Source organism: Mesorhizobium sp. P2_E7 (genome assembly GCF_056403855.1).
Genome location: NZ_JBFUER010000006.1, coordinates 14,050 through 36,776, shown reverse-complemented (window position 1 = coordinate 36,776; position 22,727 = coordinate 14,050). Strand labels below are relative to the sequence as shown.

The window sequence follows — 22,727 nt, the reverse complement described above, 5'->3', positions numbered from 1 at the left end:
TTCAGCCTGTCTTCGCCAGCGTCTGCTCGACGAGGGTGACGAAATAGCGAAGCACGGTGGGAACGATGGCGTCGTTGAAGACATAGCGATCGCCATGCAGCCCTTCGCCCGGGCCGACCGCGCCGGTGCCGATCCACGCATAGCAGCCGCCGGCTTCGCGGACCATGTAGGCGAAATCCTCGCAGCCGAGGCTCGGGTTGAACGCGGTCTCGACCTGCTCGCTCCCGACGACGGCGGTGGCCGCCTGGACGGCTTGGGCTGTCGCGGCTGGTGTATTCACCAGCGGTGGGTAACCCTTCTTGTAGACGAGCTTGGCGGTCAGGGCATGCGCCGACGCAACCCCTTGCGCTATGTCGCCGATCAGTCTTTCGCAATGATCCGACAAAGCGGACTCGAAGAAGCGGCAGGTGCCTTGCAGCCAAACCTTGCCCGGCACGATGTTGCCGACATTGCCGCCATGGATCTGGGTGATCGAGACGACCAGCGCCGTCTGCGGGTCGACAGAGCGGCTGACGACGCGCTGCACGGCCTGAACGAAGGCGCCGGCTGCAAGGATGGGGTCGTCGCCAAGCTGCGGCATGGCGGCATGCGCGCCGGTTCCCTCGAAACTCAGTTCGAAAGTGTCGACGGCCGCCATCATCGCACCGGCACGGGCCGCGATCGTGCCAAGCGGCAGTCCTGGCCAGTTGTGGACGGCGTAGACGGCTTCCACCGGGAAGCGCTCGAAAAGCCCATCCTCGATCATCCGCATGCTGCCGCCTTCATTCTCCTCCGCCGGCTGGAAGATGAAGCAGACGGTGCCGTCGAAGGCTCTGCTGTCGGCGAGCAGCTTGGCGGCGCCCAGCAGCATCGCAGTGTGGCCGTCATGGCCGCAGGCATGCATCACGCCGTCCTTTTTTGAGGCGTAGGCCAATCCGGTCTTCTCCAGCACAGGCAAGGCATCGAGTTCGGCCCTGAGCCCGATCGCGCGTGTCCCCGGCCGTCCCCTGAGGACGCCGACAACGCCGGTACCGCCTATGCCTTCATGGATTTCGTCGAGCCCGAAGGCGCGCAGTCTGTCGGCAACAAAGCGCGCGGTCTCGTACTCGCCGAAGCCGAGCTCGGGATTGGCATGGATGTGGTGCCGCCATTCAACCACCTGCGGGGTGAGGGCGGCGACGGGGTCGTTGTACAGCATTGCGCTCTCCTTGCCGGCCGTCGTAAATTCGGCCTTGTCGATGCCAGCACCTAAAGGGTTTGCGCCGGCAGCGTCTTGAACAGGATTGACCGTGTCGGGAATTCAAGAGCCGCAGGAGACAACGCAGTTCTGGCGTCATCCGCGCTTTCGCGATCTTGGCATGCTCAAGGCGCGTTTCACGCGGCATCGCTACCAGTTGCACACGCACCCGACCTATGTCGTCGCCCTGATCACGCAAGGCTGCGAGCGTGTCCGCATCGGCAACGAGACCGTTGTCGCGCCCTCGGGCACGGTCCTCCTCGTCAATCCGGAGGTGTGGCACGACGGCGAAGCTGGCGCCGAGCAGGGTTGGGCCTATCGCACCTTCTATCCCTCGACCACACTCATGGGCGCGATCGCGGGAGAACTCGGGCAGGATCGCGCGCCACTGTTTTCGCAATCGATCGTCGATGATGCCGATCTCGTCCAGGCGGTGGCCGCCGCACACCAGGCCTCGACATCATCAGGCGATGCGACGAGTGCCGAGACATCCATGCTGATCGCCTTGCGCAAGCTCATCCTGCGCCACGGCGATTGGGGCGGCTGTCGGCGCGAGGCGGTCGAAAGCTTCGGATCGAAAAGCCGGCTCCGGGTCTATGAACAGGTCATCAAGGACCATCTAAACTCGGACCTCGATTTGCGGCGGCTGGCCGAAGTCGCAGGCGTGACGCGCTTTCAGGTTATCCGGGATTTCAGGAAGGTCCTGGGTCTTACCCCTGCGGCCTTCATCCGCGACCGCAGGCTGCGCCGCGCCAATGTCCTGATCCAGAGCGGTTCGGATCTCGCCGATGCAGCTTTTGCGGCCGGCTTCTCAGACCAGAGCCATCTGTCACGCACCTTCCGCGCGGCGCATGGGATGTCGCCGGGGATGTTCAGGCGGGCCGGGACGCTGCCCTCGACTTGAGCAGCCGAGCCATGTCGGCCGCCTTTGACGGCACGCCGATCAGAAAGCCCTGCGCCTCGACGCAGCCAGCCTTGCGCAATATTTCGAGCTGCGCTTCGGTCTCGACGCCTTCGGCGGTGACGGTGATGCCAAGTTCGGCGCCAAGCCCGATGATCGTGCGCACGATCGCCGCCGTATCCCGGTTGTCGATGTCATGGATGAAGGAGCGGTCGATCTTGATCTTGTCGACGGGGAACCGCCTGAGATAGCCAAGCGACGAATAGCCGGTGCCGAAATCGTCGAGGGCAATGCGGACGCCAAGTTCGCGCAGCTGCCTCAGCGTCTTCAGCACCGTCTTGCTCTCATCCATCAGCACGGTTTCGGTGATCTCCAGCTCAAGCCGCCTGGCCGGCACGCCGGAAACGGCCAGCGCCGAAATCACGCTGCGGGCAAAGTCGGCGCTTCTGATCTGCACGGCCGAGACGTTAACGGCGATGCGCATTTCGGGCGGCCAGCCGGCGGCCACGCTGCAGGCTTGTTTCAGCGCCCATTCGCCCAGCGGAACGATCAGTCCGCTGTCTTCGGCGGCGGCGATGAAATCGTCGGGCGCCACCAGGCCGCGTGTCGGCGAATTCCACCGCATCAATGCTTCGGCGCCGACGATTTCGCCCGACGCGATGTTGGTGATCGGCTGGAAGTCCAGGACGAATTCCTGCCGCTTCAGTGCCGTCTCGAGATCGGTTTCGAGCGCCCGGCGCTCCCGCACCAGGGCATCCATGCCGGGTTCGAAAAAGCGGTAGACGTTGCGGCCCTCGCTCTTGCCCCTGTAGAGCGCCATGTCGGCATTCTTCAACAGCGTGTCGGCGTCCTTGCCGTCACCGGGATACAGCGCGATGCCAAGGCTGATGCCGACATGCATGTCGCGTCCCTTGTCGCGAAACGGCTGGCTGACGACAGCGACGATGCGCTTTGCCAGTTGTTCCGCATCGGTGGCACCTTTGGGATTGAATTGCAGGATGGCGAACTCGTCGCCGCCGAGGCGGGCGACCACATCGGTGTCGCTGCGCAGGCTGTGCCGCAGCCGTTCGGCCACGCATTTCAGCAGCCAGTCGCCGGCCGGGTGTCCCCAGGTGTCGTTGACGGCCTTGAAGCGATCGAGGTCGAGCGAGAAGATCGCCAGCGGAGTAGCAGGGATTTCGCCAAGCGCCTGGTCGAGCCGTTCGCGGAACATCGACCGATTGGGCAGGTCGGTCAGCGTGTCGTAGTGGGCAAGGTGGCTCATGCGCTCTTCGGCGCGCCGGCGCTCGGTGATGTCTTCGAAGGTCGCCACCCAACCGCCGCCGGCAAGCGGCCGGCGCGCAATCAGCAGCGTCCGGCCGTCGGCAAGGCTGCGGTTGGTCGAACGCGTTTCGCCGGCCTGCAGGCTGGCCCTGGTCTTGGAGATCTCGCCGTCAATGTCGATCGACGGATAGATGCGCAGGCGCACCATCTGTTCGAGCAGGGCGCGATGGCTCATGCCGAGCGGGAAGTCGCTGGGCGTGACGTTGTAGAGGTCGAAGAAGCGCTGGTTGCGCACGATCAGCGTGCCGTCGGCGTCATACATCAGCAGGCCTTGCGACATGTTGGCCAAGGCCGCATCGAAGCGACGGTGCTGCTCCTTCAATTCCTGCTCGGCCCGTCTTTGCTCGGTGATGTCCTCATAGATCGACACCCAGCCGCCCAAGGCCAGCGGCCGGTGCGTGATGGAGATGATACGGCCGTCCGACAGGACTTCCTCATAGGTCGAGGCTTGCGCGCGCTCGATATAGGGCTTGCGGATGGCATAGAGGTCTGCGGCGCTCTGCGAGGCGACGCCGATGTCGACGCTGTGTTGGAGAATGTCCAGGAACGGGATGCCGGGCCGCACGATCTTCGCATCGAGGGAGAAGATGCTGAGATAGTTGCCGTTGCAGATGATCATCCGCTCGTCGGCATCGAACATGCACAGCCCATGCGACATGTTCTCGACGGCCGCCGAAAAGCGCTCGTTCTGGTGGCGCAATTCGTCGGCGATCTGCCGTGGCGCGGCGACGCCTCCGGCTCCCCGTCTGCGGACGGGCGAACCACCCTTGACGTGCGCAACGGACATGAGGCGTACCTGCTGGCCGTGATCGAACCCGGTACTGTGGTTACCGCTGGTTAATTTAGCGTATGTTCACTGCGCCGAATGCACAGCAACCGTTGCCTGGCGCTGCTTTTCGAGCGTCGCATAACGCTTGAGGAAGGCAGCCTGCGCCGAGGTCACCGAGCGCGGCGTGAAATCGAAACGGTCCGCATTGAAGCCGCGCGGCCGGCCGAAGAACTCGGTTGCCTCCGCGGTCGAAAAGCCGGCAAGCAGCGTCGCCTCATAGTAGGCAGCGATCTGGTCGGCGCGCTTGATCTCCTTGCGCAGGCCGACGCCGAGCTCCGGCGGCATCGAAAAGCGCTGGTGGATGGCCCGCTGCAGGCGCGTTTCGCAGTCCTTGTAGGAGCCGCCCATCACCGATTTGAACGGCGAGATCATGTCGCCGATGACATATTCCGGTGCGTCGTGCAGCAGCGCCGCCAGCCGCGCATTGGCTGTGGCGTCCGGTTGCAATTCGCCAAAAAGCGCCTCGACCAGCAGCGAATGCTGGGCAACTGAAAACGCGTGATCGCCGCGCGTCTGGCCGTTCCAGCGGGCGACGCGGGCAAGCCCGTGGGCGATGTCGGAAATCTCGATGTCGAGCGGCGAGGGGTCGAGCAGATCGAGCCGCCGACCCGACAGCATGCGCTGCCAGGCGCGCGGCGGCGCCCCGACCCGGTCGGCGGCCATCAGACTTCCTCCGCGCCGACGGCGTCCTTGGGAAAGCTGAACTTTGCCCAGGAGGGAATAGCAAGCGAAACAGCGACGTCACCCGCCAGGATCGGCTGGCCGGCATCGAGCGCCGCCTTGACCCGATCGATGCGGACAATGGCGAGACCGCTCGTGCCCTCGCTCGCGCCGAGCGTGCCGACCGGCCGCCCCGCAACCGTCAGCTCCGTGCTCGCCGCGGGCAAGGCATGGTCGGCCGAAACAATCAGCACGCGCCGCCTGGCGGTGCCGCGATGCTGCATGCGCGAGACCACTTCCTGGCCGACATAGCAGCCCTTCTTGAAGCCGACCCCGCCGGTCTCGTCGAGCAGCACGTCATGTGGGAAAGCATCGCCGAGCTGATAATCGGAACCGCTTTCGGCAATGCCGTTGGCGATGCGCAGGGTGTGCCACGCAGCCGGATCGCCGCCTTCGGGCGCAATGCCATAGCTGCGGTTGACACTCACCTGGCCGAAGCGCGTATCCAAAGTTGAATCAGTTTGTGAGGCGGTTGTATCAGCCCCCCATAAAACCGTCACAAGCGATTGATCCTGCTTGGCAATCTCGACCTTGGCGCGCAGCTTGTAAAGCGTCAGCCGGCGCAGGAAGTCGTCGGCGACATCAGCCCGGCATTCCAGCCGGAAGCCATTCTCGCCGGCGCGCGAGATCAGGAAATCGAACAGGATCTTGCCTTGCGGCGACAGCAGTGCGCCGGGCTTCGCCTCGCCGGCCGCCAGCGTATCGAGGTCGGTGGTGAGGATGTTCTGCAAGAAATGCTCGGCATCCTGGCCTGACACGGAAATGAGGGCGCGGTCTCTCAGCAGGGCAAAGGGCATGGGTGAAAAGCAGCCTGATCTTGCAAAACGGTCGGCCTTTACGTAAGCCGACGACACTCCCCCCGCAAGAGACCGAACGCCCATGGCAACCACCTACGATCTCATCCTGACAAGCGGCACGGTGGTCAACCATGACGGCGAGGGCGCACGCGATGTCGGCGTCAAGGACGGTCGCATCGCCGCGATAGGCGATCTCCGCCAGGCTTCGGCCGGCGAAACGATCGACTGTCGCGGCCTGCACATCCTGCCGGGCGTCGTCGACAGCCAGGTGCATTTCCGCGAGCCGGGGCTGGAGCACAAGGAAGATCTGGAGACAGGGTCACGTGCCGCCGTTCTGGGTGGCGTCACCGCCGTCTTCGAAATGCCCAACACCAACCCGCTGACCACCAGCGAGGCGGCCCTTGCCGACAAGATAAAGCGCGCCACCGGCCGCATGCATTGCGACTTCGCTTTCTGGGTTGGCGGCACCCGCGAGAACGCCGGCGACGTCGGCGAACTCGAGCGGCTGCCCGGCGCTGCCGGCATAAAAGTGTTCATGGGCTCGTCCACCGGCGACCTGCTGGTCGAGGACGACGAGGGCGTTGCTTCGATCCTGAGAAACACCCGCCGCCGCGCCGCCTTCCATTCCGAGGACGAGTTCCGACTGCGCGAGCGCCTTGGCCTGCGTGTCGAAGGCGACCCGTCATCGCATCCGGTCTGGCGCGACGAGATCGCTGCCTTGCGCTGCACCGAGCGGCTGGTGCGCATCGCGCGAAACACCCGCGCCCGAATCCATGTCCTGCACATCTCCACCGCGGAAGAGATCGTATTCCTCGAACAGAACAAGGATGTCGCCACCTGCGAGGCGACACCGCACCATTTGACGCTCGCGGCGGACGACTATGCCCGGCTCGGCACGCTGATCCAGATGAACCCGCCGGTGCGGGCGGCGCGCCATCGGGACGGCGTCTGGCACGGCATTGCGCAAGGCATTGTCGACGTGCTCGGCTCCGACCACGCCCCGCACACGCTGGCCGAGAAGGCAAAGCCCTATCCGGCCTCACCATCGGGCATGACCGGGGTGCAGACGCTGGTGCCGATCATGCTCGACCACGTCAATTCAGGCCGGCTGACCCTACAGCGTTTCGTCGACCTCTCCAGCCACGGCCCGCAGCGCATCTTCGGCATGGCCCGGAAAGGTCGCATCGCCGCAGGCTATGACGCCGATTTCACCATTGTCGACATGAAGCGCCGCGAGACCATCACCAACGCGCAGGCCGGCTCCAAGGCCGGCTGGACACCCTATGACGGCAAGGAAGTGACCGGCTGGCCGGTCGGCACCGTGGTGCGCGGCAGCCGCATCATGTGGGAGGGCGAGATCGTCACGCCGGGACAGGGCAGGGCAGTGGAATTTTCCGAGGCCCTGCCAAAATAGCCTGACGGCAAAAACTCAATCCCCGGCGACGAAAAACGTCCATTGCCCGTCGGGCGTGATGCCGACGCGGTAGAAGATGTAGGCGCCGAACTGCTTCATGTCGTCATAGTCGCCGGCAGTGACGATCTTGAACAGCTCAACCCGCTGTTTGGCGTCGAGCTTGTCCAGCGGCAAAGCGAAGAAGTACGGCCAGACATAGAGCTCCTGCGGCGTGCCGACGTCGACATGGACATAGCCGGCATTGAGCACCTCTTCCATGATGGCGAGGATTTCCTGGCCTTCCTTGTCGCCTGAAAGCCCCTTCAGGAAGGCGATCGGGTCGCCCTCGATCTCGCCCAGCGACAATTGGGTCATGGTGTCGCCCGTGCCGATCAGTGGCCGCAGCTTCTCGATGTCGCCGCTGACGCAGGCCTCGACCATCAGGGCGTGCATGCGCCTGACCGGCTCCGGCAATTTGGCGAGGTCGTAGACGACTTCGGGTATCGGCGCTTCGGGATCGGCGCGCGGGTTGGCCACGCCGCCATCGTCGGTCGGCCCTTCCGGCTCGCTCTGTTCAGGCTCTGTGGGCGATTCCGGCTGCCTGGCCGCCGGCGGCGTCGTGCCGGGCAGATCGGGCATGGGCACGGAATTTTCGGATGGCGTCGTCTCACCATTGGCTGGCGGCGCAGCAGGGGCCGGAAGCTCCTCGCGCTTGATCTCGCTCAGCGCGTAGGCAGGGCTGTTGGTCAGGACAAGTACCAGCGGAACCGCGGCGCAGGAAGCGGCAAGCCAGATGCTGAGGACCAGTCCGCGAGGCTGGCCTGACATCGAAAAATTCACCGCTTGCCTCTCCTTGCGCCTGCACCCCTTCAGGTTGCTGGCATGATGCCCAAACGGCGCGTCCTCGTCAAAGAACAATGGCGCCAGGCGCCGCTATGCGTCCAAGGGACGCGCGCCGCTCCAATTCCGGACGGAAAACCGTTTCGCACTTTTCCTGGAATTGCTCTAGTGCCGGAACCGCTCCGGCTCGAAAGCGCCGGCGATCACCTTTTCACGCATGCGATCGAGCAGGGCAAGGGCCGAGGTCTCGCCATTGGCGCGCAGCATCTCGCCGAACGCCGTTTCAAGTGCTGCCTCGGCGATGATTTCCGGCTCAATGCCGGCCGACAGACCTTCCGCCCAGGCCTCGCTATGGCTTTCCACCGCGGTCAGGCGCTTTTCTTCCCTGACCAGCGCGTCGATGTCGTTGACGCCATGTTCCATTGCGATGTCCACCCTTTTCAAGCGGCGGTCCGACAGGTCGGATCCGGCTTGGGCTGTCCCTATCTCCACGCAGGCTAAGTAAGTATTTGTAAATACGACATTTTGTTGATCGTCTTTGACAAACTTCATCGCCTGCGTTCGGTCCGGTTCAAACTTAGCCGATTAGACCGGTGAGCGGGATGAAAACCTTCAGTTTGAGTTAATTCCACATCCGCGCGCTAACGTTTCGTTAATACTGTTGCGAAAGTGCAACACCAAGATTGCACCAACGTGCCGTGGATACAAGGCGGGGGTGCTCGAAAAGGTGTTGGCTATAACGCGGTCTGGCGTCGGTCAGTTGCCGTAGCGCGAGGCGATATCGCGCGTCAGCGTCTCGCCTTCCTTCATGTAGCGGCTGATGGCTTCGGTCGCCGACGGCGTGCACTGCGTGTAGGTGCCGCCGAAGGAACGGTAGCCGCGATTGAAGCTGGCGATGAAGCGGGCGCGCCGCTCGGGATCGGGATTTTCCGAATCGATCAGCTTTTCCATCTCGGTGCGCCACTGGTCGCCCTTTTCGCCGCACAGATTGCGCAGGAAGTGCAGCGACCCCAGCACCTCGGCCAGCCGCATCAGCCCGGGCTCGAATGGCGACTCGGCGGCCAGCGCCGGCTGCACGGCGGTGCTGGCGGCGAGGCATGCGGCGAGGAAGAGCGCGGCGCGGTTCATAAGTCTATCTGGCGAAACAATTTGTCGCCTGCAAGGCGATTCTCTGGGTTCAGATGCCGGGACCGCTTGAGCCCAGAAGCTCCTCAGCGACCTCAAACACGTCGCCCGCGAGCGGCATGTCGGTCATTTCGTCCAGCGTATAGAAGGCGGCGGTCTCGGCGTCGTCGCTGGCTGTCGCCTCGCCGCCGGCATAGACAGCGCCAAACACCGTGAGGAGATAGTCGACCGGGTGATTCTCGCCGCTGCCGTCGATGTGGATGTCCCGAAGCGGACGATAGTCTATCGCCCGCAACCCGGTCTCCTCCAGCAATTCGCGCACCGCTGCTTGCACAAGCGTTTCGCCAGGCTCGACCTTGCCACCGGGAAAGGCATAGACCCCTTGCGACGGCGGCCGCGCCCTCTTGACCAACAACACCGTCCTGCCGCGCACGACGGCAACGGAGACTGCGGGAAGTGTCTTGCGCTGCTCGTTCATCGATCTCGATTCGCCCGTGCGAGGCCAGACCCTTGTGGACCACCTGACGGTATTGAGCTTTAGCGGTTGCGCAAGACCGGTTCCATCGCCACTTTCGCGATCGGATCATTTCATCGAGCTTGCTTTATGTGCGGACGCTTTGCCCTGACGGCTACGCCGGACGAGACCGCTGCCTTGCTCGGCCTGGCGGAGTTGGAGGGTTTTCCGGCTCGCTACAACATCGCGCCGACGCAGCCGGTGCTGATGGCGCTGTCGGGGGCGCCGCGCATGCCGGGCTCGAATTTTCCCGATCGTCAGGCGATTCTGGTGCGCTGGGGTCTGATCCCCACCTGGGTCAAGGACACCAGGGAATTTCCGCTGCTGTTCAATGCGCGCTCGGAAGGGGCGGCGGAGAAGGCCTCGTTCAAAGCCGCCATGCGCCATCGTCGTGCGCTGGTTCCGGCCTCCGGCTTCTATGAGTGGCAGCAATCCGGTAGCGGCAAGAAGGGCCAGCCCTACTGGATACGGCCGAGGCATGGCGGGCTTGTCGCCTTTGCCGGGCTGGTCGAAACCTATGCCGAGCCAGGTGGTTCGGAGATGGATACTGGCGCTATCCTTACCGTCAACGCCAATGCCGGCATCGCCCATATCCATGACCGCATGCCGGTGGTGATCGCGCCGGAGGATTTCGCTCGCTGGCTGGACTGCCGCACGCTCGAGCCGCGCGACGTGGCCGATCTGCTCAGGCCCCCACAGCCCGATTTCTTCGAGGCAATTCCGGTCTCCGACCTCGTCAACAAGGTCGCCAACACCGGGCCAGAGATACAGGACAGGGGCGTCGTCGGGCCTGAGCCCGAGAAGGTCAGGCGCCAGAAGCCCGGCGCGGACGACAGTCAGATGACGTTGTTCTAGAGCACGATCCCGAGCAGCCAGTCTTCGGGAAGAACCTGCTCAAATTAGGAAGGGCTGTCGTTTTTTCAGGCGCGCTTGGGCGCCTCAGCCTTCCATGCCGGCACGCGCCTTGTCGGCGGCCGGCGACCCGATGCCAATTCAGGCAGCGCGGGGCGAGGTGATTTTCGGCGCCGGCTTCTTCTTCTTGGCGGTATGCAGAAGGGCGGCGACGATGGCGGCCGGGCCGATCGCTCGGTAGTGGTTGGCGAGCGCCGGTTGCTTGGCGCGGCTCGATTCCTGCTTGGTTCGTGACATCAATCTCTTCCCTGGTAACATTTCCGTGTCTGCGTTTGCCGGCCGAATCTGACCGAATCGTGACCTATGGTGGACTAGCCGGCGAATGTTTCATGACTGTGCCGACATGTTTAATAAAATGTTTCACTGGCTCATGACCGGTGATCCAGCGACGCTTTTGCCGGAAGTTGCGACTTGACGGCAACACCGGCCAAGGCGATAAAGCCGCCCATGAAAACGTTTTTCGCCATTTGTGGCATTTGCATTATTGGCTAGCCTCGCGCTGGTCCGGACGTTTTCGCCTCATCTTTCCCCAGAGTGGACAAACGCCCCGGCCAGCAGGCTGGAGCCCGATTTGTGCCTTGGCACGAGGGACGGCTCCACCCAGAATTTAACGGACCGGAAGGGCACGCATGTCTGACGCATCGAAGGGTCTCAGCCTCTACAACACGCTAACGCGGGCGAAGGACGCGTTCGTCCCGATCGACGCTGGGAATGTGCGCATGTATGTCTGCGGCCCGACCGTCTACGACTTTGCCCATATCGGCAATGCGCGGCCGGCGATCGTCTTCGACGTGCTGTTCCGTTTGCTGCGTCACCTCTACGGCGAGGCTGATGTCACGTATGTGCGCAACATCACAGATGTCGACGACAAGATTAACGCCCGCGCGCTGCGTGATTTCGGCGCCGAGATTGCGTCCGGAAAACTGACGCTCAACGAGGCGATCCGCCGCGTCACCGAAAAGACCGCCGACCAGTACCATAGGGATGTGGCCGCACTCGGCTGCTTGCCGCCGACGGTCGAGCCGCGCGCCACCGAGTTCGTTGCGCGCCGCGCCGACGGCAAGGCCGACATGATCACCCTCATCGAGCGCCTGATCGAGCGTGGCCATGCCTATGTCGCGGCCGGCGAGGTCTTGTTCGACACCGCCTCGATGCCGGATTACGGCGAGCTGTCGAAGCGCAATCTCGACGAGCAGCAGGCGGGCTCCCGCGTTGCCGTCGACGCGCACAAGAAGAACCCCGGCGATTTCGTGCTGTGGAAATTGTCGTCACCGGAAGAGCCCGGCTGGGACAGCCCCTGGGGCAGGGGCCGTCCGGGCTGGCACATCGAGTGCTCGGCCATGTCGGCCGCCTATCTCGGCGACGTCTTCGACATCCACGGCGGCGGCCTCGACCTGATCTTCCCGCATCATGAAAACGAGATCGCGCAGTCCCGCTGCGCCCACGGCACCGACGTCATGGCCAATGTCTGGATGCACAACGGCTTCCTGCAGGTCGAAGGCCAGAAAATGTCGAAGAGCCTCGGCAATTTCTACGCCATTGCCGAGTTGCTGGAGACCGAGACCTTCGGCGGCCGCAAATGGCCTGGCGAGGTGCTGCGGCTGGCGATGCTGATGACGCATTACCGCGAGCCGATCGACTTTTCCGTGCGCAAGCTGGAAGAGGCTGAGAACACGCTGCGCAAATGGAAACGCGCAGCCGATCTCGCACCGGCCGCGGGGCAAGTGCCGGCCGAAATCGTGGCGGCGCTGTCGGACGACCTTGCCACCTACGCCGCCTTCCAGCAGCTCACACAGCTTGCCGGCGAGGCAGCGGAAGGCAACGAAGCCGCAACCTCGCTGAAGGCATCGCTGCTGTTCCTCGGCTTCGATACCGGCGCGGCTGACGTGGACGAGGCTGCGGTCGCCAAAACCATCGCCAGGCGCCTGGAACTGATCGCCGCGAAGAACTGGGCCGAGGCTGATCGCGTGCGCGACGAACTGCTGGCGCAAGGCGTGCAGCTGAAGGACGGCAAGGATCCTGTCACCGGCGAAAGAATCACCACCTGGGAGGTAAAAAGATGATCGACCATCTTGGCATCAACGTCGCCGATTTCGACGCTTCGAAGGCCTTTTACGATCAGGCGATGGCGCCGCTTGGCGCTTCGCTGATCTACATGGTGCCGCTGGAATACACCGGTGGCGCCAAGGTCGGCGGTTATGGCCGCGACCGGCCGGTGTTCTGGCTGCAGGCCGGCACCGATGAACCACGGACCCATCAGCATGTCGCCTTCACCGCGCGCAGCCGCGCCGAGGTCGATGCCTTTCATGCCGCCGCCCTTGCCGCCGGCGGCAGGGACAATGGCAGGCCGGGCCTGCGGCCGCATTATCACCCGAACTATTACGGCGCCTTTGTCTTCGATCCCGACGGCAACAATGTCGAGGCCGTCTGCCATGGCCCGGAATGAACATGAAACGGAGTGAGACGCGATGAGCCTCGATAACCGGCCCATCTACACCGGCGGCTGCCAATGCGGCGCGGTGCGCTTCCGCGTCGAAGGTACATTGGGCGACGCCTCGATCTGCCATTGCCGCATGTGCCAGAAAGCGTTCGGCGCCTTCTACGCGCCGCTGGTTTCGGTGCGTGGCGCCAAGCTCGACTGGACGCGCGGCGAGCCGAAATATTTCGCCTCGTCCAGCCATGTCGATCGCGGCTTTTGCGCCAATTGCGGGACGCCGCTGACCTTTACCGCGCCCGATGGCGTCGGCCTCGCCATCGGGGCGTTCGACAATCCGGCAGAAATCGTGCCGGTAGCCCAGTGGGGCACCGAGGCAAAGCTGCCCTATGTCGACACCCTTCCGCAATTGCCGGGCGAGGACACGATGGCCGACATGTCGTCGGCTCCCTATCTCGCCGAACTCGTCTCCTACCAGCATCCCGACCACGACACCGAACAATGGCCGCCAGAGGAAAAATCATGACCGATGATATCAGAACCGGCGGCTGCCAGTGCGGCGCCGTGCGCTTCCGCATCAAGGGCAAGCTCGGCCGCCCGTCGATCTGCCATTGCCGCATGTGCCAGAAGCAGTTCGGCTCTTTCTTCGGCGCACTGGTGACGGTGCCTAGGGATGGCGTGGAATGGGTGCGCGAGGAGCCGACCTACTTCCAGTCGTCGGTCAACATCGATCGCGGCTTTTGCGCCCGCTGCGGCACGCCGCTGACCTACCGCCAGCCCGGCGCGCTGGAGATCGCCATCGGCGCTTTCGACGACCGCTCGGATCTGGCGCCGCAGATCCAGGTCAACTACGCGGTACGGCTGCCCTGGGTCGAGACCATCTTCGACCAGCCCATCCACCAGGATCCGGATTTTTACACCCGCCAGGAACAGATCATCTCCTTCCAGCATCCCGACCACGAAACCACGGACTGGCCGGCACACGGCCTGCAGATATGAGCAATGAAATGAGCAGTGAACTTCGCACCCTCTATCCCGAGATCGAACCCTTCGCGTCCGGCATGCTCGATGTCGGCGACGGTCACCAGATCTATTGGGAACGCTCCGGCACCAAGGGCGCCAAGCCTGCCGTCTTCCTGCATGGCGGTCCCGGCGGCGGCTTCTCGCCAAAGCATCGGCGGCTGTTCGACCCGAAACTCTACGACGTCATCCTGTTCGACCAGCGCGGCTGCGGGAAATCGACACCCAACGCTTCGCTCGAGGCCAACACCACCTGGCATCTGGTCGCCGACATCGAACGCTTGCGCGAAATGTGCGGCTTCGACAAATGGCTGGTGTTCGGCGGCTCCTGGGGCTCGACCTTGGCGCTCGCCTATGCCGAGACGCATCCGAAGCGCGCCAGCGAGCTTGTTGTGCGCGGCATCTACACGCTCACCCGCGCCGAGCTCGAATGGTATTATCAGTTCGGCGTCTCCGAAATGTTCCCCGAGAAGTGGGAGCGTTTCCAGGCACCGATCCCCGAAGCCGAGCGCGGCGACATGATGGCCGCCTACCGCAAGCGGCTGGTCGGCTCCGACCGCAAGGCGCAGATGGAAGCCGCCCTTGCCTGGAGCCTGTGGGAAGGCGAGACGATCACCTTGCTGCCGGAGCCGGAGACCAGCGACAAGTTCGGCGAGGACGATTTCGCCATCGCCTTTGCCCGCATCGAGAACCACTATTTCGTCCACGCTGGCTGGCTGGAGGAAGGGCAATTGCTGCGCGATGCGCACAAGCTCGCGGATACTCCCGGAACCATCGTCCACGGCCGCTATGACATGCCGTGCCCGGCGCGCTACGCGTGGGCCCTGCACAAGGCCTGGCCGAAGGCGGATTTCCACCTCATCGAAGGCGCCGGCCATTCCTATTCGGAGCCGGGGATACTCGATCAGCTGATCAGGGCAACGGACAAGTTCGCGGGAAAGAAATGACATCGGCCTTCGGGCCAGAGGAGGGTGCGCAGGCACCCGCGCAGCCATGACAAAGCAACGCCTCTATCTCTTCGACACCACATTGCGCGACGGCCAGCAGACGCCGGGCATCGACTTTTCCGTCGAGGACAAGATCGCGATTGCCAAGCTGCTCGACGAGTTCGGCATGGACTATGTCGAAGGCGGCTATCCCGGCGCCAACCCGACCGACACCGCCTTCTTCCAGCAGAAGCGCACGGCGAAGGCAAAGTTCGTCGCCTTCGGCATGACCAAGCGGGCAGGGGTGTCGGCGTCCAACGATCCCGGGCTGGCGTCGCTGGTGCAGTCGAAGTCGGACGCCATCTGCTTTGTCGCCAAGAGCTGGGACTATCACGTCCGTGTCGCGCTCGGCTGCACCAACGAGGAGAACCTCGAGTCCATCAAGGCTTCCGTCGAAGCGGCGACCACCGCCGGCAAGGAAGCGATGGTCGATTGCGAGCATTTCTTCGACGGCTTCAAGGCCAATCCGGATTACGCGCTGGCCTGCGCCAGGACAGCCTACGATGCCGGCACGCGTTGGGTGGTGCTGTGCGACACCAATGGCGGCACGCAGCCCTCGGAAGTGCGCACCATCGTCGGCAAGGTCATCGCTTCAGGCATTCCGGGCGATCATCTCGGCATCCATGCTCATGACGATACCGGCCAGGCGGTGGCCAATTCGCTCGCCGCCGTCGAGGCCGGTGTGCGCCAGATCCAAGGCACGCTGAACGGTATTGGTGAACGCTGCGGCAACGCCAATCTGGTCTCGATCGTGCCGACGCTGGCGCTGAAGCCGGCCTTTGCCGATCGTTTTGAAACGGGCATCTCGGCCGAGGCGCTGACCGGCATTTCGCGTCTTTCCCGCGCCTTCGACGAATTGCTCAACCGCGCCCCGGAGCCGCAGGCGCCCTATGTCGGCGCTTCCGCCTTCGCCACCAAGGCCGGCATCCATGCCTCGGCACTGGCCAAGGAGCCGGCGACCTACGAACATGTGCCGCCCGAGGCTATCGGCAACCGCCGCCGTGTCATGGTCTCCGACCAGGGCGGCAAGGCCAATTTCCTCGCCGAGCTGAAGCGGCGCGGCATCGATGTGCCGAAGGACGATCATCGGCTCGACGCGCTGATCTCCGTGGTCAAGGAACGCGAGGCCGAAGGCTATGCCTATGAAGGTGCCGATGCCTCTTTCGAGCTCTTGGCGCGCAAGATGCTGCACGGGCTGCCGGAGTTCTTCAACGTCACCTCGTTCCGCTGCATGGTCGAGCGCCGCTTCGATGCCAATGGCCAGCTGAAGACGGTCTCCGAGGCAATCGTCAAGGTGATGGTCGAGGGCGAGGAGAAGATGTCGGTGGCCGAAGGCCACGGCCCGGTCAACGCGCTCGACATCGCGCTGCGCAAGGATCTCGGCAAGTTCCAGGGCGAGATCGCCGACATGGAGCTGGCCGACTTCAAGGTGCGTATCCTCAATGGCGGCACCGAGGCGATCACCCGCGTGCTGATCGAGTCGCATGACGGCACGGGCGCTCGCTGGTGGACGGTCGGCGTGTCGGAAAACATCATCGACGCCTCCTTCCAGGCGCTGATGGATTCCATCGTCTACAAATTGATGAAGAACCGCGAGATGGCTGGGCTGGTGGCGGCGGAGTGACACCGCCGCCCTTTCCTCGCCCCCGCGCAGCGGGGGAGAGGTGGCCCGGCGAAGCCGGGACGGAGAGGGGGGACGACCTCCGCGAAGCCAGAGCCGGTGAAGGCAGGGCGCGGAAACGGCCCCTGTCATCAACCTTAGCATCAGCTCGCAGCCGCGGCGCTGCCCCTCTCCGTCCCGGCTTCGCCGGGCCACCTCTCCCCACTTCGTGGGGCGAGGAACTTGCGCCTCACCCTTCACCCATCAGAAAAAATCCATTGATCCATCAGCAATTTGGTATGGTTTTGAGCACCGCGCTGGGCCATAGCCTTGGCCCATGGTCAGCGAAACAACCCAGTCCGATGCCGACGCCAAAGCCCGCAGCGGCTTCCTGTTGGCGCTCGGCGCCTATCTGTTGTGGGGGCTGTTGCCCTTCTACATGAAGGCGGTCGCGCATCTGCCGCTGATCGAGGTGATCGCACACCGCATCGTCTGGTCGGTGCCGATCGCCGCTTGCGTGTTGGTCTGGGCCGGCCGGACTGCCGATTTCAAGGCGGCGATCCGCTCGCCGCGCAGCATCGGCATGGCGGCGCTGACGGCGACGCTGATTTCGATCAACTGGGCCATCTATGTCTGGGCGATCTCGGTCGACCGCACCGTCGAGACCGCGCTCGGCTACTACATCAACCCGCTGGTCGTCATCGTTGTCGGTGCGCTGGTGCTCGGCGACAAACTCGACCGGCTGCAGATCGCGGCGGTAGTGCTGGCGGCGATTGCCGTTGCCGTGCTGACGGTCGATGCCGGCAAACTGCCCTGGGTGTCCCTGGCGCTGGCCTTTTCCTTCGCCGCCTACGGCTTCTTCCGCAAGACGCTGCCGATCGGCCCGAGCCAGGGTTTTTTGCTCGAAGTGCTTCTGCTGTCGGTGCCCGCACTTGGCTACATCATTTTCCTGATCGCCAACGGCCAGGACCATTTCATCTCCGGCAACGCCACCGATACGGCACTGCTCATCGGTTGCGGCCCGGTCACGTCCGTGCCGCTGCTTCTGTTCGCCTTCGGTGCCAAGCTTCTGCGCCTCTCCACCATCGGCATCATGCAATATATCGCGCCGACCATGGTGTTCCTGATCGCCGTGCTTGCTTTCGACGAGCCCTTCGGCACCACGCAGGCGATTGCCTTCGCGCTGATCTGGACGGCGCTGGCGATGTATTCCTGGTCGATGTTCCGTGGCCGTGAAATCCGCCCGGCGGTTTCGGCCGCGAAATAGGAAGACGTCCATGTACGTGCTGCACATTGCCAACAAGAACTATTCGTCATGGTCGCTGCGGCCATGGGTGCTGATGCGTACCCTCGACATTCCGTTCGAGGAGCGATTGACGCCGTTCCCGACCGGGCCCAGCTTCGATCTCTTCCGGTCGTTTTCGCCGAGCGGCCGCGTGCCTTGCCTGGTCGATGACGGTTGGGCTGTCTGGGATTCGCTTGCCATCGCCGAATATCTGGCGGAGCGCCATCATGGTGTGTGGCCGGCCGAAGCCAGGGCACGGTCCTGGGCGCGTTCGGCCGCCGCCGAAATGCATTCGGGCTTCACCGCCTTGCGCGGCGCATGCCCGATGAATTGCGGAATCAGCGTAGAACCGTTGCCGATGTCGGCTGCGCTCAGGCAGGATCTGTTCCGTTTGGGCGATCTGTGGAACGACGGCCTTGCCCGCTTCGGCGGACCGTTTCTGGCCGGCGGCCATTTCACCGCCGTCGACGCCTTCTTTGCCCCGGTGGCATTCCGCGTCCAGTCCTATGGGCTCACTTTCGAGGGTGCGGCCGCCGCCTATCCCGCGCAATTGCTTGGCCTGCCGGCAATGCAGGAATGGTATGCGGCTGGCCTTGCCGAGACCTGGCGGGAGCCGGACCATGAGGCGGAAGTCGCTGCCGCCGGCACCGTCATCGAGGATCTTCGCGCCACGGCGTGATGAATTCCAGGAAAAGTGTGTAGCGGTTTTCCGTCCGGAATTACGTGAAAGCAAAGAGATTGGCCGGGCGGCTACATCCGCCCGAGCCGCCTGACGAACAGATAGGTCGCTGCCGCGATCACCACCGAAACCGCGGTCACCACCCAGAACCCCATCGACGTGTTGACCAGCGGCAGGCCGCCGACATTCATGCCGAACAGGCCCGAAATGATGGTCATCGGCAATAGCACCGCCGTCATGACCGACAGCACATAGAGCAGCTGGTTCGACTGCATCGTCAGCTTGGCCATCAATTCGTCCTGCAGCAGCCTGGTGCGCGCCTGCAGCTGTTCGCCGTCGTGGTAGAGCGTGTGCGCCCGGTGCGACAGCCTTGTCGCCATGTCGTTGATCGGGTCAGGCAGTTCGTTGCGATGCGAATGGTCGAGATGGCGGAACAGGTTTGTCAGCGTCGCCATCTGCCGATGGATCATCACGAGCTGACGGCGCGCCTCGACCAGCGACTGCCGCTCGCTGTGCCAGGCATCGCGCACGATACGGTCCTCGATGCCGTCCAGCGTATGGCCAAGGCCATGGAGCTCGGCCGCCATGCCGTCGAGCGACTGGCCCATGACCGCCTCGATCAGGTCGGCCGGTGAGCGGAATTTGCGCGAACCGCTCTCGACCGTCTTGCGCACGAGATCGACCGATTCCAGCGGCTGCTTGCGCGCGCCGATCAGCATTTTTTCGTTGAGGGCGAAACGGAAATGGCCGAGTCCGCGTGCCTCCGCCGAATAGTCGTGGCGCAGGTCCGGCAGGTCGCCATAGAGCCAATCGTCCTCAAGATCGATATGGCAGCCCTGGCTGGCGCCGAGGAAGGCTTCGCGAACCGGCGCAGGCAAAGCCTGCTCGGCGGCGATCTCGCGTCGGGCGCGCAGGTCGGACAGCTGGTAGCTGCGCCATGTCCATTGCGCCTCAGCCGCGTCCTTGGTGCGCAGGCCGTCAGCGGTGAAATGGTAGATGAAGAACAGCCCGTGCTCGTCGGGCAGGTAAGGCGACAGGGGAGTGCCTTCCGCGTTGAGAGCGATGTTCACGGCTCGCCTCGCCAGATACAGATTTCGACCACGCCGCGCGCGGATGCCGGCAAGCTATTCCTAACACGGGCGCGCCGGGTTTCGTGTGACAGTTTCTTGACAGCCGATCACAGTCTGTCGATCAGCGACGCTACAAAGCCTTGCGGAACAGATGCAGGCGATGCAGCGGCCTGGCATTGGACTTCTGCTTCTGGGCGAGGCTGGCCTTGTTGCTGTCGCCTATCCAGGTGTTGCCCAGCGTCTCATAGCCGGCGGCCTTGAGCGCCAGCACGACGCGGCGCAGCACCACCGGGTTCACGCCCTGGCCCTGCAGATCGGGTCTGACGCCGGAAAAGATCAGCACGGCGCGTTTGCAGGTGAATTTGTGCATCAGGAAATGCCAGGGCGTCGTCAGCCCGATCCTCGACCGCGTCTTGCGCAGGAACGGGTTGAGGTCCGGGATGCAGATGATGCAGGCGGCCGGCTCGCCGCGATAATTGAGCACGGCCGAAATGCGCGGATCCATCACCCACTTCATGTCGCGCGCCTGGAAGTGGAATTCTTCGTGGCTCACTGGCACAAACATAGGATTCTGGGCGAAGGAGGCGTTGAGGATCAGCCGCGCGTCCTCCATGCGTTGCGGCACCAAGGCCCGCGTCAACGGCGCAAAGGCAAAGTCGGGGTTGTCGAGGATCGCCTGCTGCTTCGGACCGATCTCGGGCGGGGCGGCCCCCTTGAGATCGAGCTCGAACGTCGTCATCGGAAATTCCGGGCGGTAGCCGTTTTCCTCCAAGAGCCGCGCAATATGCGGCGGGCTGTAGATCAGGTCGGTGTAAGGCGCCTTGTCGAACGCGCTGGTCTGGACGCCGATCTGCTGCATCGCCGTCAGGTTGAAATTGCCCATGATCTCGGCGTGGCCACGCCGCCGTCCCCAATCCTCGGCCGCCTTGAGCAGAAGCCCGGCCGCCTCTGCGTCGTCGGCGCAGTCGAAATAGCCGAAATAGCAGCGGTTCCAGCCATACTGAGTATTGGATGCGCCGTGCACATGCGCGGTGATCCGGCCGATCGGACGTCCGTCGCGAAATGCGGTGAAGTAGGTGATCTCGTCGTCCCTGCTGAACAGCGGATTTTCCGTCGCCGACAGGAAACGCTTCAGATCGCCCTTCATCGGCGAGACATAGAGCGAGCTCTCGCCATAGGCCTCGAACGGAGCTGCGAAGAAGGATTCGAAGTCGCGCTCCTTGAGTGTCACCGGCATGGCATTTGTCTCCCTGGCCGGTGTGCTCGCATCGCGCGCCTCACAGCAGCTTCAAATATTCGAGCAGCGCCGCCTTGTCGTCTTCCCCAAGCGGCGCGAACTCGGTCTCATGGCCGCCATTGCCGAGGCCGAACGCCGTCGTGTCGATCTCGGCGGGAATGGACCAGGGCGTGTAGTCTGCGGGCTGAGACCAGCCGCCTGTGCCGTCGTCGACGCCGGCGATGCCAACCTTGTCGAGATCGAGCCGGTGGCCGCCGACGCTGAAGCGCTTGGGCCGCTGGCCCGGGTGCATCAGGTGCCAGAGCGTCGGCACGCTGCCATTGTGGAAATAGGGCGCGCTGGACCACAGCCCGGTCAGCGGCGGCGCCGTGTAGGTGGTCACGGTGCGGGCGTCGATGTAGCGGCCATAGAGCGACCCGTTCACCGCATCGGCGACCGCTTTGCCCAAGAGTTTGTGCCGTTGCGGATCGGTGCCGATCTCGCCTTCCCAGTTCGGGAAGCTGATCAGATGCGGGCGCTCAATGTCCTGGCCGTAGGCGCCGTGACACGAGGCGCAGTGCTGGGCAAAGACAGCCTGGCCGCGCGGCAGCAGCGATCTGTCGATGCGGCCGGGAAATGGCTGTGGTGTGTACTGGCTCATCCAGCCGGTAATGTCGAAAGCGTGGCCGATCGAGGTCTCCGCAACTTCGGGGGTGACGCCCATGCTGGGAACGGTGAAATAGGAAATGATCGCCGCCAGTTCCCGACGATGTTCGGGCGTGATGTCTTCGGCGTGGATTGTCCTGTTATGGTCGACGCCGGGGATGGCGTAGTTGCCGCAATTGAGGAATTTGCTGCGCCACAGCCGCGAGCCGAGATCGGGCACCGAATTGAAAACGCTCTCGGGCACGAGCTTGCCTTCAGGGATCAAGCCGAGCCGGCTCCTGAGCGAATCCAGCCCATTGGTGGCGCCGGCCAGCGACGCCCGAAACGGCAGCAGCCGGCCGATCGAAGCCTGGCGTTCGGCAAGGGTCTTGGCCAGCTGCGGAACGACGAAATAGCGCAGCGTCATCCGCTCACGCCACTGGGTCTCGGGATAAAGACGCTGCACGGCATTCATAAGCAGGTCCGGCTTGTTTCCGAAGGCGCTGAATGCGGTGTAGAGCGCCTGCGTATAGGCCTCCAGGTTGATCGAGCTGTTCGGCGCGCCGAGCCAGACCCGGCCGGTGTCGGGATTGCCGGAGGCATCGTACATGACGCTGGAGTGGCAGGCCGGACAGCCGACATTGCCGATCGTCGCGCCGATCGGAGGCAGCGACCGGCCGCCAAAGCCGATATTCTGCCCAAGCGGCGTCTCGAAACTGGGCGGCGGCAAATGCGACGGCCAGTTGCCGATGGTTTTGGGGGTGTGGAAGCCGAATTGACGATAGAGCGCCGCGAGGTCCACCTCGGCGAGGCGATCGAGCTTGCCGTCGACGGAGCTGAGCGCCAGCGCCGCCGTCGCAAGCTTCCAGGGCGACGCCGAGACTTTCAGCGTGTCCGACGTCAGGGCCGAGAAATCCCCAAAAGCGAAATAGGCAACGCCGCGATCCGTCTCGCTCTTCAGCGACGGCACAAGCGCCTGATAGCGGTCGGAGGTCGCGGCAAACGAGGTGAGCGCAGGCAGCGCCACCACGACGGCTCCAGCCGCGACGGCAAGCAGTGCTGCAGCAATCAGCAGGAAACGAGTGCGTCGCAAAGACCAACCGCTCAAAGTCGCATCGCACGCCAGACGCGTACAATATCCCGGAAGCATTATTGCCCGTCATTCCTTAACAGGCGCTGGAGCAGCTCGGTTAATAGCTGTCGAAAAAGGCAGGAATTTTGG

General features: G+C 63.8%; 23 protein-coding genes. 11 read left to right on the top strand and 12 right to left on the bottom strand.

All coding sequences use genetic code 11. The features are described from left to right. Position 1: 1 nt before the first annotated feature. Positions 2-1,177, bottom strand: a complete 1,176-nt coding sequence (locus AC1DYC_RS25795; protein WP_477410583.1) for an amidohydrolase — start codon at positions 1,175-1,177, stop codon at positions 2-4. Between the two features lie 91 nt (positions 1,178-1,268). Between AC1DYC_RS25795 and AC1DYC_RS25790 the strand changes: the two genes are divergently transcribed. Then, entirely contained in the window at positions 1,269-2,120 is an 852-nt protein-coding gene (locus tag AC1DYC_RS25790; protein WP_477410582.1) for an AraC family transcriptional regulator, read from the top strand. Here the strand turns inward: AC1DYC_RS25790 and AC1DYC_RS25785 are convergent. The 3 genes from AC1DYC_RS25785 to ygfZ all read right to left on the bottom strand — a co-directional run bounded on the left by AC1DYC_RS25785 (position 2,089) and on the right by ygfZ (position 5,786). Further along, positions 2,089-4,227 carry a putative bifunctional diguanylate cyclase/phosphodiesterase gene (locus tag AC1DYC_RS25785; RefSeq protein WP_477308570.1) on the bottom strand — a complete coding sequence of 713 codons (2,139 nt, stop codon included), beginning with the start codon at positions 4,225-4,227 and terminating at the stop codon, positions 2,089-2,091. The genes AC1DYC_RS25790 and AC1DYC_RS25785 overlap by 32 nt on opposite strands. A 66-nt stretch (positions 4,228-4,293) precedes the next feature. Then, positions 4,294-4,932: a YfbR-like 5'-deoxynucleotidase gene (locus AC1DYC_RS25780; RefSeq protein WP_477410581.1), complete on the bottom strand. Its 639-nt coding sequence runs from the start codon at positions 4,930-4,932 to the stop codon at positions 4,294-4,296. Continuing rightward, a complete protein-coding gene (gene ygfZ, locus AC1DYC_RS25775; RefSeq protein WP_477410580.1) occupies positions 4,932-5,786 on the bottom strand; it encodes a CAF17-like 4Fe-4S cluster assembly/insertion protein YgfZ in 855 nt (284 codons plus the stop codon). The genes AC1DYC_RS25780 and ygfZ overlap by 1 nt, the downstream gene beginning before the upstream one ends. An 82-nt stretch (positions 5,787-5,868) precedes the next feature. Here ygfZ and AC1DYC_RS25770 point away from each other — a divergent pair, with 82 nt between their 5' ends. After that, entirely contained in the window at positions 5,869-7,200 is a 1,332-nt protein-coding gene (locus AC1DYC_RS25770; RefSeq protein WP_477410579.1) for a dihydroorotase, read from the top strand. Between the two features lie 15 nt (positions 7,201-7,215). Here the strand turns inward: AC1DYC_RS25770 and AC1DYC_RS25765 are convergent, their stop codons facing one another. From AC1DYC_RS25765 to AC1DYC_RS25750, 4 genes are all read right to left on the bottom strand, one after another. Then, positions 7,216-8,019: a hypothetical protein gene (locus tag AC1DYC_RS25765; protein ID WP_477410578.1), complete on the bottom strand. Its 804-nt coding sequence runs from the start codon at positions 8,017-8,019 to the stop codon at positions 7,216-7,218. A gap of 165 nt (positions 8,020-8,184) precedes the next feature. Beyond that, positions 8,185-8,442 (bottom strand): hypothetical protein, encoded by a 258-nt coding sequence (locus AC1DYC_RS25760; RefSeq protein ID WP_023673564.1) that lies wholly within the window; start codon positions 8,440-8,442, stop codon positions 8,185-8,187. A 333-nt stretch (positions 8,443-8,775) separates the two neighbouring features. After that, positions 8,776-9,147 (bottom strand): TIGR02301 family protein, encoded by a 372-nt coding sequence (locus AC1DYC_RS25755; RefSeq protein WP_477308582.1) that lies wholly within the window; start codon positions 9,145-9,147, stop codon positions 8,776-8,778. Positions 9,148-9,196: 49 nt separating this feature from the next. Next, positions 9,197-9,622: an NUDIX hydrolase gene (locus tag AC1DYC_RS25750; RefSeq protein WP_477308584.1), complete on the bottom strand. Its 426-nt coding sequence runs from the start codon at positions 9,620-9,622 to the stop codon at positions 9,197-9,199. A gap of 126 nt (positions 9,623-9,748) precedes the next feature. Here AC1DYC_RS25750 and AC1DYC_RS25745 point away from each other — a divergent pair, with 126 nt between their 5' ends. After that, on the top strand, positions 9,749-10,513 hold the full coding sequence (locus AC1DYC_RS25745) for an SOS response-associated peptidase (protein ID WP_477410577.1): 765 nt from the start codon (positions 9,749-9,751) through the stop codon (positions 10,511-10,513). A 138-nt stretch (positions 10,514-10,651) separates the two neighbouring features. Here AC1DYC_RS25745 and AC1DYC_RS25740 read toward each other — a convergent pair whose 3' ends face one another. Next, a complete protein-coding gene (locus AC1DYC_RS25740) occupies positions 10,652-10,807 on the bottom strand; it encodes a hypothetical protein (RefSeq protein WP_112560752.1) in 156 nt (51 codons plus the stop codon). Positions 10,808-11,199: 392 nt separating this feature from the next. On the opposite strand from AC1DYC_RS25740, the gene cysS reads away from it, so the two are divergent. The 8 genes from cysS (at position 11,200) to AC1DYC_RS25700 (ending at position 18,574) form a co-directional block, all read left to right on the top strand. Continuing rightward, positions 11,200-12,633 carry a cysteine--tRNA ligase gene (cysS, locus tag AC1DYC_RS25735; protein ID WP_477410576.1) on the top strand — a complete coding sequence of 478 codons (1,434 nt, stop codon included), beginning with the start codon at positions 11,200-11,202 and terminating at the stop codon, positions 12,631-12,633. Then, positions 12,630-13,016: a VOC family protein gene (locus tag AC1DYC_RS25730; protein WP_477410575.1), complete on the top strand. Its 387-nt coding sequence runs from the start codon at positions 12,630-12,632 to the stop codon at positions 13,014-13,016. The genes cysS and AC1DYC_RS25730 overlap by 4 nt, the downstream gene beginning before the upstream one ends. Positions 13,017-13,038: 22 nt before the next feature. Beyond that, a complete protein-coding gene (locus AC1DYC_RS25725) occupies positions 13,039-13,530 on the top strand; it encodes a GFA family protein (RefSeq protein WP_477410574.1) in 492 nt (163 codons plus the stop codon). Further along, positions 13,527-14,003, top strand: coding sequence for a GFA family protein (locus AC1DYC_RS25720; RefSeq protein WP_477285889.1), 477 nt, complete (start codon positions 13,527-13,529; stop codon positions 14,001-14,003). Before AC1DYC_RS25725 ends, AC1DYC_RS25720 begins: the two co-directional genes overlap by 4 nt. An 8-nt stretch (positions 14,004-14,011) precedes the next feature. Continuing rightward, the gene (pip, locus tag AC1DYC_RS25715; protein WP_477410573.1) at positions 14,012-14,971 is read left to right on the top strand and encodes a prolyl aminopeptidase; all 960 of its coding nucleotides are present in this window, start codon (positions 14,012-14,014) and stop codon (positions 14,969-14,971) included. Positions 14,972-15,017: 46 nt separating this feature from the next. Continuing rightward, positions 15,018-16,634 (top strand): citramalate synthase, encoded by a 1,617-nt coding sequence (gene cimA, locus AC1DYC_RS25710; protein ID WP_477410572.1) that lies wholly within the window; start codon positions 15,018-15,020, stop codon positions 16,632-16,634. Positions 16,635-16,947: 313 nt separating this feature from the next. Then, positions 16,948-17,877, top strand: coding sequence for an EamA family transporter RarD (rarD, locus tag AC1DYC_RS25705; RefSeq protein WP_477410571.1), 930 nt, complete (start codon positions 16,948-16,950; stop codon positions 17,875-17,877). A 10-nt stretch (positions 17,878-17,887) separates the two neighbouring features. After that, positions 17,888-18,574, top strand: coding sequence for a glutathione S-transferase family protein (locus AC1DYC_RS25700; protein ID WP_477410570.1), 687 nt, complete (start codon positions 17,888-17,890; stop codon positions 18,572-18,574). Between the two features lie 71 nt (positions 18,575-18,645). On the opposite strand, the gene AC1DYC_RS25695 is transcribed toward AC1DYC_RS25700, so the two are convergent. The 3 genes from AC1DYC_RS25695 to AC1DYC_RS25685 all read right to left on the bottom strand — a co-directional run bounded on the left by AC1DYC_RS25695 (position 18,646) and on the right by AC1DYC_RS25685 (position 22,598). Beyond that, positions 18,646-19,644 carry a transporter gene (locus AC1DYC_RS25695; RefSeq protein WP_477410569.1) on the bottom strand — a complete coding sequence of 333 codons (999 nt, stop codon included), beginning with the start codon at positions 19,642-19,644 and terminating at the stop codon, positions 18,646-18,648. Positions 19,645-19,774: 130 nt separating this feature from the next. Next, positions 19,775-20,881: a GNAT family N-acetyltransferase gene (locus AC1DYC_RS25690; protein ID WP_477410568.1), complete on the bottom strand. Its 1,107-nt coding sequence runs from the start codon at positions 20,879-20,881 to the stop codon at positions 19,775-19,777. Between the two features lie 40 nt (positions 20,882-20,921). Next, positions 20,922-22,598 carry a c-type cytochrome gene (locus AC1DYC_RS25685; RefSeq protein WP_477410567.1) on the bottom strand — a complete coding sequence of 559 codons (1,677 nt, stop codon included), beginning with the start codon at positions 22,596-22,598 and terminating at the stop codon, positions 20,922-20,924. Positions 22,599-22,727 lie beyond the last annotated feature (129 nt).